This is a genomic window from Humisphaera borealis (genome assembly GCF_015169395.1).
Classification (GTDB): Bacteria; Planctomycetota; Phycisphaerae; order Tepidisphaerales; family Tepidisphaeraceae; genus Humisphaera; species Humisphaera borealis.
This window is the reverse complement of the sequence record NZ_CP063458.1, coordinates 2738988-2751135: the sequence shown is the minus strand read 5'-3', so window position 1 is coordinate 2751135 and position 12148 is coordinate 2738988. Positions and strand designations below refer to the sequence as shown.

Below are 12148 nucleotides of genomic sequence, written 5' to 3'. Positions count from 1 at the left end.
GAATCGCTCCCGTCAATTCGCCTCCATCACCTTCTCGGCATCGGCGATGATGACAAGGCACTCGGTGATGACGGCGTCCCACTTCTTGCCGTCGCGGCCCAGTTGCCAGGCATACTTCTGGGCCAAAACGCCGACCTCTTCGACCTTTTGTAGGTACGTCATGAGGTCGCGCAGCTCTTTGCGGTCGGGTGTGTAGAGGCCGCGGCGGGTGGTGCCGTCCTGCCACCAGAAGTTGCCGCGATTCTCCACGATCTGGTTCGCCTTCTGGCGAATGCCGTCGAGTTGCTCGCGGCGGACCTGCAGGTCGCGGTCGATCAGTGTTCGCGCCCGCTCGCCCAGACCGGTCAGGATGGGGCCGGTCTTGCTCTCCTGCCCGGTGCCGGTGACTTCAACCGCCCAGAGCGTGAGCAGGTCGGGGACGATATCGAACATCGGCGTGAGCGTTTTGGCCTCCAGCGCCTGGTTGATCTTGGCACGGTCGGCCGCCAGTTCGTCGTCGAGCAACGCGACCAATGCCTTCTTGCGACTCTGCGGAACGGTGATCGCCAGGGGCTCTGGCGTCTGGACGGTCTTGGGCTTGTACGCGAGGTTCTGGCTCTTCTTGATCAGGAACTCCGTCGCACGAGCCTCGGCGGCCTGTTTGGCGACGGGCGAAGATTCGGCCGCGCGGTAGGTGCGAAGTGCCTCCGACGTATCTTCCATCCGCAGCAGGCAGTCGGCCTTGAGCAGCAGGAGCGCCCACTTGTCATAAGGCTTGGCGGCATCGCCGGTCAGGCGGGACACGCGCGAGATCTGCTGGAGGCAGACCTGAAAGCTACCGGCATCGTACATCTGCCGAAGCTCGTCCATGGTCGCGAGTCTCGCTGGTTCGGCGGCGCGGGTGGTGGCGGTGAGGCAGAGAAGAATGAAGAGACAGACTGCCGGGCGGTGGGCTCGAGTGTGCATGCTCACAGCCTATCCCGTTCCTGTCGGCCGGAGCAAGTTTGCGTCGGGGCAACATTCGAGGGTGATACGCGTCTTGCGCTTCCAAAAGAGCAGAACACCACGGAGGCACGGAGACACGGAGGGCAACTCGAATCCTCTGCGTTTCAGTGGTGATGGCGAATGCTGGGGCACATGGAAGGAGAATAGATACGCTTGAAACCCGCGCATCACATCTCGCGGGCATCGTGGGTCGCCCGGCACCCCTCCGTGTCTCCGCGTCTCCATGGCGATTCTTCTGCCGCGGCAGAGCCAGACGTGTTTCAGTGCTGGCCCGATTCCTGCGCGTACGGGATCGGTCCCGGTTGCTCGGAGCCTTCGGCGACTTCGGGGGCGAACTGGCCACTCTCCACCTGAATTGCCGGGCCGGGGTTGCGGATGTCCTTCTGGATCGATCCATCATGCAGCGAGATCACACGCTGGCACCGGTGTGCCACCGTCGGGTCGTGCGTGACGATCAGAATGGTTCGGCCTTGCGCGACCAGTTCGTCGAACAACGCCAGGATCTGCTGGCCGGTCTTGCTGTCGAGTGCGCCGGTGGGTTCGTCGGCGAGGAGGATTAGGGGATCGTTGACCAGGCCGCGGGCGATGCAGACGCGCTGCTGCTGCCCGCCGGAAAGCTGCATCGGCCGGTGGTCCAGCCGCTGCCCCAGGCCGACCTTTTCCGCCAGTGCGATCGCCCGGCGACGCCGCTCGGCGGGGGGGACGCCCAGGTAGAACATCGGCACTTCGAGATTCTCGAGCACCGTCAGCTGCTGGATCAGGTTGAAGTTCTGGAAGATGAAGCCGATCCGCTTGCTGCGGATCTCGCTGAGCTGGTCGTCGGGCAGTTCGCCGATGTTGATATCCCCGAGCAGGTACCGGCCGCTGGTCGGCAGGTCGAGGCAGCCGATGATGTTCATCAGTGTGCTTTTGCCCGAGCCGCTGGCACCCATGATCGCGGTATACTCGCCTGTTTTGAACTCGATGTTGATCGAGCGCAGGGCATGGACCTCAATGTTGGTGCCCGGCTTGCGGTAGACCTTGCTGAGGTTTTCGACGACGGCGACGTTGCTCATGAGAAGTAGGCAGTACGCAGTAGAGTGCCATGCACCAGCGGCACTGAACAGGACGCCATGGTCAGGATACAGTAGAACCCATGGGGTTCCAGATCGATGAATCGTTCTGCCGCATTTTCTTCCCTGCGTACTGCCTACTGCGTACGGCCTACTGATAATGACCGCCATGCACGACCGCTCACACCTTTTGTCTGAACAGCGATTGCCGGAGTCGATGGCGCTGGATGCGATGAGCATTGCCGACGCCGTCGCGCTGATGAACCGCCAGGATTTGCGCGCGGTGGAGGCGGTCGCGGCGGAGCAAGAATCGATCGCTCGGGCGGTCGACATCGTGGTCGCTTCGCTGTCGGCGGGGGGGCGGCTGATCTACGTCGGTGCCGGCACGAGCGGCAGGCTCGGCGTTCTCGATGCCTCTGAGTGCCCGCCCACCTTCCGGTCCGACCCCGACCAGGTGCAGGGCATCATCGCCGGCGGTGAATCGGCGATGTTCCGGGCGAAGGAAGGCGCCGAGGACAGCGCCACCGACGGGGCGGCAGCAATGGATGGCAAATCCGTCGGTGCCAATGATGTCATCTGCGGCATCGCCGCCGGCGGCACCACGCCTTTCGTGCACGGGGCGCTTCGGCGGGCGACGGAACGGGGCGCAAAGACGATCTTCCTCTCCTGCGTGCAGCCGGTGCCCAGCGAGCCGCCGGTCGATGTGGTGATCCGTCCGCTCGTCGGCCCGGAGGTCGTCACCGGCTCCACCCGGCTCAAGGCGGGCACCGCCACCAAGCTGGTCCTCAACACCCTGACCACGGTCGCGATGGTCCGCCTGGGCAAGGTGTACGAAAACCTGATGGTCGACCTGAAGGCGACGAACCAGAAGCTGGTCGACCGGGCCACGCGCATCGTCGCGACGCTGACACAACTTCCCCGCGACGAAGCGCAGGCGCTGCTCCAACGTGCCGACGGCCATGTGAAGGTTGCGGTCGTCATGCACAAACGCGGCGTCAACGCGGACGACGCACGTGCGATCCTCATCGCCGTTAGTGGAAGCCTACGAGCCGCGATCGAAGCACAATCCTGAGCAGTCACCTTTCGGGCGTTTACAACACACGGTCCTCCCGGGCATACCAATGGGAACGGCGTGGCATCCCTTCACGCCCATGTCACTCGTCATCTCGCGGAGGAAATGAATGCGACGCGCTTTCGTTCACACTTTTGCCACGCTGGCCGTCCTGTTCGCCGCCGGTGTTGCTGCCGCCGCCCCGACGCCCGGCCAGCAGACCGCCGAGATGTACGAAGGCCAGGGCAAGAAGCTCGGCTACCTGCTCTACGTGCCGGCGGGCTATAAGGACGCCGGCGACAAGAAATGGCCGGTGATTTTCTTCCTGCACGGTTCCGGCGAGCGGGGCAACGGCACCACCGAACTGGAGAAGAACAAGAAGCACGGCCCGCCGAAACTGGTCGAAGGCCTGACGAAGGATTTCATCGTCATCTCGCCGCAGTGTCCGAAGGACGACCGGTGGGAAGCCAAATCGCTCAAGGGGCTGCTGGATGTAGTCACCGGAAAGCTTAAGAACGCCGACACCGACCGCATCTACCTGACCGGTCTGAGCATGGGCGGATTCGGGTCGTGGATGCTGGCGGCGGAATACCCCGAGGTGTTCGCGGCGGTCGTTCCCATCTGCGGCGGCGGCAACCCTTCGACCGCCGCCAAGCTGAAGAACCTGCCGATCTGGGTCTTCCACGGCGACAAGGACACTGCTGTCAAGATCGCGATGAGCCAGGCCATGGTCGATGCCTTGAAAGCCGCCGGTGCGAAAGAAGTGGAGTTCACCATCTACCCCGGCGTCGGGCATGATTCGTGGACGCAGTCGTACGCGAACCCGAAACTGTACGAGTGGTTGCTGAAGCACACGCGGCAGAAGAGGTAGCACCCGGCTGCGTCAGAGGGGGCTTTTGTCGCTCGGTTGTCATTCTGGAGCGTTCGCATGCGCGTTGTACTTTGTTCGTTCATGATCTCGGCTCTCGTCCTGTGCGCGCCTGCCGTGGCGGCCCCTTCGCCGGGACAGCAGACGCCGGAGATGTACGACCGCGACGGCGAAAAGATGGGATACCTTCTGTACTTGCCGGCCGACTACAAGGACGGCGGCGACAAGAAATGGCCGGTCATCCTCTTTCTACATAGCGCGACCGAGCGCGGCGATGGCGTTGCCGACCTGGAAAAGCTGAAGAAGCACGGCCCGCCCAAGCTGGTCGGCAAAGAGACGAAAGACTTCATCGTCATCGCGCCGCAGTCGCCGCCACGAAAGTTTTGGGATCCCAAGCCGGTTCGGGGCCTGCTGCTTGATGCACTGGCCCAACTTAAGAATGCCGACGCCGACCGCGTCTATCTGACCGGCACCGAGATGGGCGGCTTCACCTGCTGGAGCCTGGCCGCTCGAAACCCCGATTTGTTCGCCGCCGTCGCGCCGGTTTGCGCAGGCGGTCTCGACGCGTACATCGAGCCGATCAAGCACCTGCCCATCCGGGCCTTCGAAGGCGACAAGGACATCAGCCTTGAGAAGGGCAAAGCGATGGTCGAAGGGCTGAAGAAGGCAGGCGCGAAATCGGTCGAACTCACCGTGTATCCGGATTCCGCCGGCCGCGAGGTCGGCACCAAGACGTATACCGATCCCGGGTTCTACGGCTGGCTGCTCAAGCAGTCGCGACCGAAAAAGTAACAGCCTGCCGATTTTGTAGTCCGCTGCACATGTCGTTCTTTTCCACACCGTCTGTCTTCGGAGGACCGCTTGATCTCGAAACTCACCCATGCCGCCGTCGGTCTCGCGATTGGCGCCTTCGCGTCGTCCGCGCTCGCGCAGGATGTCCCGGCGCTGGCCTTTAAGTCCCAGGAGATCGATAAGACGCTCAAGATCGGTTACGCCGTTCGCGTGGTCGATATCAACGGCGACAAGAAGCCGGACATCCTGGTCTGCGACGCCAATCGGGTGATCTGGTTCAGCAACCCCGATTGGAAGTTGCACACGGTCATCGAGAACGACAAAGCCGGCGTGAAGGCCGACAACGTCTGTATCGCCGCGCACGACATCGACGGCGACGGGAAGGTGGACATCGCACTGGGGGCCGACTGGCTGCCGAACAACACCACCGGTGCCGGTTCGCTGCAGTGGCTCAAGCAGCCGGACGACCTGAGCAAGCCGTGGCAGGTGTTTCCGATCAAGCAATCAGAGCCGACGCTGCATCGGATTCATTTCGGCGATCTCGACGGCGATGGGAAGATGGAACTGGTCGTCGGCCCGCTGAAAGGCGTCGGCTCGACAGCCAAGGCGCAGTGGGCCGATGCCGCCGTCGCCCTGACGGCGTACACCATTCCCGCCAACCCGGCGAAGGAGCCGTGGAAACAGTACCTGATCAATGACAAGTTCCACGTGATGCACAACTTTCTGCCCGTGCAGTGGGGTCTGTCCAAGCCCGACCAGGTGCTGACCGCGAGTTACGAAGGCGTCAACCTTTTGGTGCCGATGGCCGAGGGCAAGTGGACCACGTACCACCTGGGCGAAGGGAACCAGACAACGCCCACGGGCAACCGCGGGTCGAGTGAAATCAAGGTGGGCAAGCTGAAAGACGGCCGCAAAATTCTCGCGACGACCGAGCCGTTCCACGGCAACCAGGCGGTCGTCTACGTGCAGCCGACCAACACGTTCAACGCCGACAAGCTCTGGCCGCGCACGGTCCTGGACGAGACGCTGACCGGCGGCCACGCGGTCTGGTGCGCCGACTTCGACGGCGACGGCACTGACGAGATCGTGATCGGCTGGCGCGACGTGCTGGCCGGCAAACCGCCGGTGGGAATTCGCATTTTCAAGGTCGCCGGCGAGAAGGATGGCGCAGTGACCTGGTCGATGATGCAACTGGAGAAGGGCGGTGTGGCGTGTGAAGACGTCGCGTGCGCCGACTTCGACGGGGACGGAAAGATCGACATCGTCGGCGTGGGACGGGCGACGAAGAATGTGGTGATTTACTGGAACAAGGCGAAGTAAGTGTCGGAACGGCCTTTGCCACGAGGATTACCGAGCGTACGAAAACGGAAAGGCCACCGGTCGAAACCGGTGGCCTTCATTCGTTTGATCAGTGTGTAATGGTTGCAGCGAGTCGCCTTGGCGGATCCATTAAGCGTTACGCAGACGACGCCGACCAGCCAGCAGACCAGCGACGCCGATAAGGGCCAACGCGCTGGGTTCCGGAACGACGGTGCCGCTCAGGATGACGTTGGGCGTGGTAGCGGCCGTCGCAGTGTCGAAGCCGCCGGTACCACCGGTGGCGGCCGTCGCGGTTCCGCCGTAACCGTAAAGGCGGAATGTTGTGGCGGTGGTGATGTTGTTCAAGGTAAAAGTCAGATTTGTGACGACAGTAGTCGTATCGACCAACCCTGTGGCCGTCGCCAAGTCGGCGGTGAAAGAGTCGGCCGACGACCGCAAGGTGAGGGCGTCGGGACCAGTGCCAGAACGACCCCAGATGAATGAAAACCCGGTGAGGCTCACGGTGTTACCGGCCTGAGGAGTGAGGACAAACTGGATATAGTCATTGCCGGTGACCGCTTGTGCCAGCGTTTGGGGCTGGGAATCGCCGGTATCAAACCAGTTACTTCCGCCGAACCGGTTGCCATTCGCGGCCGGAGTTACGCCAGCACCCAAAGTGAGATTGGAAGTGGCCACGCCGGGGTCATTCAGCGTGCTGGGCTCCGTCGTCTCCGTTCCAAGATTGCCTGCCGTGTTCCACTCCAGAATCGAAGCGGCGTTGGCGATCGAAGGGATCAAAACGGCCGAAGCCATGACCGCCACTGACCCGACGACAACTTTCTTTAAGCAATCCATAATCTCAACCTTCCCGAAAGAGCGAGGCTGCTCAGAGCATTACAGCGTCGCAATTCGCCCGAAGCAGCAATCTTGGGCTCTTGGGACAGGGTACGGCTGGACTATAAAGAAAATACTAAGCCGTGTTGGAATTTCTGATCAGTAAGGGCATCTATTGAACTCTTACACGGAAGGTGGGGCGAGACTGCGACCTTGGGTAGCTTAGACCATATGTGTGGGTGGCGTGACGTCGCTTGAGTTGCAGATCAGCGACTCTCTGTAAACCCCTGAGGCGATTCTACTTCGAGCTATTTCGGCGGGAGGGACGTGCGAGAGCCCTAAGTCCGGCAAGCAGCCCCGCCAACCCTAGCACCCCTGGCTCCGGCACGTTAGCTGCTCCCGGCGATCGGCTTAGTGTGGTCGTGAAGTCGTTGCCGTTGTTGTTCGAATCGACGCCGTCCACCTTGCGACTGATGGAAAGCTGGTTGCTTCCCGCAGGTGCCCGCGTGACCTCGAACTGGTTTGCCGTGGTGGCATACCCGACGAAATCCAGTATCCCGGCGGCATCGGCGGCGGCAGTAAGCCCGACGGTGCCATCGTGCAGACGCACCTTGCCGGCAGTGGCACTGATGTTCTTGCTCGCTGGAGTCCCGAAGGTCCCCGTCAGCAAAGTGCCGATGCTTCCACTGGAGCCGAACTGGACCAACAGGACTTCCCCCGGCGCCAGCGAAGTCCCCGCAGGGAACGTAATGCCATCCCAATCCGTGAGCGCCGCCCCTGCGCCTTCGAGTCGATAATTATCGAGAATGAAAGCGGTTGCGCCGTTATTGACGATCTCGACGTAGTCGTTCCGAAGCGGGGAACCGGCGAGGCCTCCTCCCCCATAGATCTCGTTGATCACCACAGCGGCCGGCGCAACTGGACTGAAGAATCCCGAAGCCGCAATGCATGCGGAAATCGCGCACCAGCGCTGTGCAGAAAGAGAACGTATTAAACGGACTATTCCGCTGGCGATCATGCTGCCCCAATTGAATTCAGTAACCGTGAGGCTCAATGGCACGAACCACACAAAAGGCCGCACCGGGTCGGTTGGAGAGACCTGATTACTCCAGATACGTGTACCCTTCCAGCCCACTTTCATAGAACTTTAACAATACCCGGCTCTCGTCCAGGCTCAGTTTCTGCTCCTTCAGCGCCCGTTCCACCATCTTGCGCATCGATCGCAGCAGGTCGTCGGCACTGAACTGGACGTAGTGCAGCACCTCGCGGACCGTGTCGCCTTCGATCACCTCGTCGATCGTCGCCAACCCGTCTTCGTCGAGCGTTACATGGACGGCGTTGGTGTCGCCGAGCAGGTTGTGCAGGTCACCCAGGATTTCCTGGTACGCCCCCACCAGGAACGCCGCCAGGAAGTAGTCGTCGCCGCGGTAGGGGTGCAGTTCGAGCACCGGCTTGACCTGTCGGCGGTCGATGAAGCGGTCCACCTTGCCGTCGGAATCGCACGTGATGTCGGCGATGATGCCCCGGCAATTCGGCTCTTCCGCCAGCCGATGAATCGGCATGATCGGGAACAACTGGTCGATCGCCCAGCTGTCGGGCATCGACTGGAAGATCGAGTAGTTGCAGAAGTACGTATCGGACAGCATCGATTCCAGGCCCTGGAACTCGTCCGGCACATAGTCCATCTTGCGGATGATCGTCAGGACCTTCGAGCAGATGCCGAAGTAGAGCCGCTCGGCCAGGCTGCGCTGTTCCAGCGAGCAGTAGCCGAGACTGAACAGGTTCAGCACGGCGTCTTTGCTGATTTGGGAGTCGTGGTAATACTCCATGAAGTTGGATTCATTGATGCCCTGCCAGGTGTCGAAGAGGTTGACCACCGGGGCGGGCATGCTTCGGCGATCTTCGTCGGTGATCTGCTGCGGCAGATCGAACCGGGCAAAGCCGCTCCAGCCGAGCACGTTAAACACCAGCACGCTGTGGTACGCGACCATCGCCCGGCCGCTCTCGCTGATGATGATCGGGTGATCGACCTTGGCCTGGTCGCAGATTTCCTTGACGTGGAAGATCACGTCGTTGGCGTATTCCTGAAGGCCGTAGTTGATCGACGAGCCGAAGTCGGTCTTGGAGCCGTCGTAATCGACCCCCAGGCCGCCGCCGACATCGATGTACTTTAAGCCGGCGCCGAGCCGCTGCATTTCGGTGTAGACGCGGACCAGTTCGATGATCGCCGCTTTGACGTTGCGGATGTTGTTGATCTGGCTGCCGAGGTGGAAGTGGAGCAGGTTAAGGCAGTCGCCCATGCCGTGCTTGCGGAGGAAATCGAGCGCGTCGATCACCTCGGCGATGAACAGGCCGAACTTGCTCCGCACGCCGCCGGATTGTTCCCACCGCCCGGCACCCTTGGCCGACAGCTTCACCCGCACGCCGATGCTCGGCTTGACGTTGTGCAGCTTGGCGTACTTCACGATCAGTTCAAGCTCGCTGAACTTCTCGACCACCGGGATGATGTTCCGGCCGATTTTCGTCGCCAGGATGACGGCTTCGATGAACTCGTCGTCCTTGAAGCCGTTGCAGATGATTGGGGTGTTATTGTCGTCAACGATCGCCATCACGGCCAGCAGTTCCGGCTTGCTGCCGGCTTCCAGGCCGAAGCCGTAAGGCTTGCCGAAGGCGTGGATTTCTTCGACGACGTGGCGCTGCTGGTTGACCTTGATCGGGTAGACGCAGCGGTACTCGCCGCGGTATTCGTGGTCCCTGATCGCCCGGTCGAACGCCTGGTGAATCTGGCGGACGCGGTGCTGCAGAATGTCGGTGAAGCGAATGAGGCAGGGGAGCTGGATGTCGCGCTCGCGGAGCTCGTCGACGAGCTTTTTAAGGTCGATGTTCCGCGCCGGCTCCTGCGTGGGGTGGACGGCAACGTGGCCGTCGTTGTTGATCGAAAAGTAGCTCTGGCCCCAGTTTTTGATGCTGTAGAGCTTTGCGGATTCTTCGACACTCCAGGGGCGTTGCGGCAGCGCGCTGTGATGGTCGGTCATGCCTGAGTTCCCATTGCTGCCGTTGGCGCCGTTGCCGGATCGGTTCATCTTTTCCGCGATCGCCGCGGCGACACCGACGGCCGCCGGGAACGGCGACAGCGTCGCGCCGGGGGCCGACGGGCTGACGCCGGACTGCGCGTCGTTCGCCGGCGTGGGGGTTGCGGGGGAAGAAGACTGTGGGGTCGCGGTATCGACCGGAGTGGCCATCTGGTGTCGTTCCTTCGTCCGAGGTGCCATTCCCGCGTGCAACGCCACGACGGGAAAGCGGCGACATCTTATCCGCATGCGGCGGCGGAATGAAAAGGCGATCGTAATTTTTGTAGGGTGGGGTTCACCCCACCGAACCCCAGCGGATACCGGTTGTGTTCCTTGGGAAGTGGCGTGATGCGGTCCGGAAACTCGATTGGGTTTACCTTCCCGCGAATGAACACAGTTTTTCCATCGTGCGTTTCGGTGGGGTGAACCCCACCCTACTTCGGCCACTGCTGGCTCAGGCAGTGGATCGCGCCCAGGCCCCAGATGAGCTCCGTGCAGTCGATGCCGACGACCTGGTGTTTCGGCAAATGGCTCTGAAGAACCTCGATCGCCCGGCGGTCGTTCTTCTTGTCGCGGAAAGTGGGGACCAATAACGCCCCATTCACGAACAGAAAGTTCACATAGGTCGCCGGCAGCCGCTGGCCGTCGTAAACGACCGCCTTTGGCATGGGGATCTCGATGATCTCGAACGGCTTGCCGTCCTGGTCACGCAACTTCTCCAGTTGCCGTCGGGCGGACCTGAGCACCTTGTAGTTGGCGTCCTTCGGATCGGGCTCCATGCCGATGACGACCTTCGTCGGCGAGATGAACCGGGCCAGGTCGTCGACATGGCCGTCGGTGTCGTCTCCCTCAATACCGCCGGTGAGCCAGCAGATGTGCTTCTGGCCGTAGTAGTCCTTGAGATACTGCTCGATCTGCGGTTTTGACAGGGTCGGGTTGCGGTTCTTGTTGAGCAGGCAGTCGGTCGTCGTCAGGAGTGTGCCGGCGCCGTTGACCTCGATCGCGCCGCCTTCCATGACGATCTTCGGATAGAAGATCGGCAGCTTCAGTTCCTCGGCGATCCGGGTCGGGACGGCGTCGTCCGAATCGTAAGGCGGATACTTGCCGCCCCAGGCGTTGAAGCCCCAGTCGACGATCGCCGTCTGCGGTTTCGCGCCCTTCTTTGTCGCCGGCTTCAGCACAAACGCCGGGCCGTGATCCCGGCACCAGCTTTCGTTCGTCGGGATATGGTGGAAGAACACGTTCTTCGTCGGGCAGCCGTGCTCCTTCAACTGCTGCCGGACGATGTACTCCCAGTTGTCGTTGGGCACGTTGACGTGAACCTGCTCACGTTTCGCGATCTCGGCGAAGATGCGGGCCAGGTTCTCCGGCACCGTGTGGTACTTGCCCGGGAACGAAATTCCCTCCGGCCGCGGCCAACTGAACCAGGTGCCGATGTGCGGATGCCATTCGGCGGGAAACGAGTAGCCGAGTTCGGCGGGGGTCTTGTCGAGGATCTTGAGCTTGGTCATGGCGCGGTGGATCGAGGGTAAGGGGTCCGTGTCACCGCCGGCGGTCGGTGCAGGCAAGCGTATATCACGTTGCATTCATTTTGCCACCGCGATCATCGATCGCTCATTGAAGATGCAGGTACTCAGCCGCAGGCAAGTTTTGGGTGGCATGGGCAAGCGTACTCGCTTGCCCGTGGCGAACACCAATCAACGTCCGCCACGGGCAACGGAGTACCGTTGCCCATGCCACCCAAGTCCAATCCACGCCGATAGAGTGGTACCAGCCCGTGGTAAGGTTCATCGCGCCAGCCAAATGACCGCAAACATCAACGTCAGATCGATGGCGAGCGCAGCCAATGCGAAACTCCGGCCAACGGATTGCCGGAACGAGACGCGTATGGCGAGCGTCAGAGAGACGATCCACGGGAGCAGTCCGAGACAGCAAATCCCGAATCCGTTAAACACCGAAAGCGACCCCACGGAGACAACCTTGAACGCGATCACATAGCTGGCAGCGAACAACGACAGTATCAGCGCCGCCCGACCCATCTGCCCGTACACCTCGTCGATCGGGCCCACGTAGTCGTCGCGACCGGACGCGTGGTAGGGCAAGACTGCTGGCGGTGAGCTTTCAGGTTGCGACTCGCCTGCCGGGGTTTCGCCCGCCTGTTTTCCTGATTTCATCCCGCGAGAATCGCCACCCTCAT

General features: G+C 61.7%; 11 protein-coding genes. 4 read left to right on the top strand and 7 right to left on the bottom strand.

Going from position 1 to position 12148, the window contains the following annotated elements; all coding sequences use genetic code 11:
• Positions 1–12 precede the first annotated feature (12 nt).
• Both IPV69_RS10265 and IPV69_RS10260 read right to left on the bottom strand, forming a co-directional pair.
• The gene (locus tag IPV69_RS10265; RefSeq protein WP_206295019.1) at positions 13–945 is read right to left on the bottom strand and encodes a hypothetical protein; all 933 of its coding nucleotides are present in this window, start codon (positions 943–945) and stop codon (positions 13–15) included.
• A 299-nt stretch (positions 946–1244) separates the two neighbouring features.
• Positions 1245–2039 (bottom strand): ABC transporter ATP-binding protein, encoded by a 795-nt coding sequence (locus IPV69_RS10260; protein ID WP_206295018.1) that lies wholly within the window; start codon positions 2037–2039, stop codon positions 1245–1247.
• Between the two features lie 154 nt (positions 2040–2193).
• Here IPV69_RS10260 and murQ point away from each other — a divergent pair, with 154 nt between their 5' ends.
• The 4 genes from murQ to IPV69_RS10240 all read left to right on the top strand — a co-directional run bounded on the left by murQ (position 2194) and on the right by IPV69_RS10240 (position 6067).
• Positions 2194–3108 carry an N-acetylmuramic acid 6-phosphate etherase gene (gene murQ / locus IPV69_RS10255; protein WP_390884403.1) on the top strand — a complete coding sequence of 305 codons (915 nt, stop codon included), beginning with the start codon at positions 2194–2196 and terminating at the stop codon, positions 3106–3108.
• 109 nt (positions 3109–3217) lie between these two features.
• Complete coding sequence (locus IPV69_RS10250) at positions 3218–3958, top strand: carboxylesterase family protein (RefSeq protein ID WP_206295016.1); 741 nt, start codon at positions 3218–3220, stop codon at positions 3956–3958.
• A gap of 57 nt (positions 3959–4015) precedes the next feature.
• Complete coding sequence (locus IPV69_RS10245) at positions 4016–4747, top strand: carboxylesterase family protein (RefSeq protein WP_206295015.1); 732 nt, start codon at positions 4016–4018, stop codon at positions 4745–4747.
• Positions 4748–4816: 69 nt separating this feature from the next.
• A complete protein-coding gene (locus IPV69_RS10240) occupies positions 4817–6067 on the top strand; it encodes an FG-GAP repeat domain-containing protein (protein WP_206295014.1) in 1251 nt (416 codons plus the stop codon).
• A 129-nt stretch (positions 6068–6196) separates the two neighbouring features.
• On the opposite strand, the gene IPV69_RS10235 is transcribed toward IPV69_RS10240, so the two are convergent.
• From IPV69_RS10235 to IPV69_RS10215, 5 genes are all read right to left on the bottom strand, one after another.
• Complete coding sequence (locus tag IPV69_RS10235; RefSeq protein WP_206295013.1) at positions 6197–6901, bottom strand: PEP-CTERM sorting domain-containing protein; 705 nt, start codon at positions 6899–6901, stop codon at positions 6197–6199.
• A gap of 277 nt (positions 6902–7178) precedes the next feature.
• Positions 7179–8021 (bottom strand): lamin tail domain-containing protein, encoded by an 843-nt coding sequence (locus tag IPV69_RS10230; RefSeq protein ID WP_206295012.1) that lies wholly within the window; start codon positions 8019–8021, stop codon positions 7179–7181.
• Entirely contained in the window at positions 7984–10122 is a 2139-nt protein-coding gene (speA, locus tag IPV69_RS10225; RefSeq protein WP_206295011.1) for a biosynthetic arginine decarboxylase, read from the bottom strand. The genes IPV69_RS10230 and speA overlap by 38 nt, the downstream gene beginning before the upstream one ends.
• A 263-nt stretch (positions 10123–10385) precedes the next feature.
• Positions 10386–11462 carry an agmatine deiminase family protein gene (locus IPV69_RS10220; RefSeq protein ID WP_206295010.1) on the bottom strand — a complete coding sequence of 359 codons (1077 nt, stop codon included), beginning with the start codon at positions 11460–11462 and terminating at the stop codon, positions 10386–10388.
• 276 nt (positions 11463–11738) lie between these two features.
• The gene (locus IPV69_RS10215; protein ID WP_206295009.1) at positions 11739–12125 is read right to left on the bottom strand and encodes a hypothetical protein; all 387 of its coding nucleotides are present in this window, start codon (positions 12123–12125) and stop codon (positions 11739–11741) included.
• Between the last annotated feature and the right edge of the window lie 23 nt (positions 12126–12148).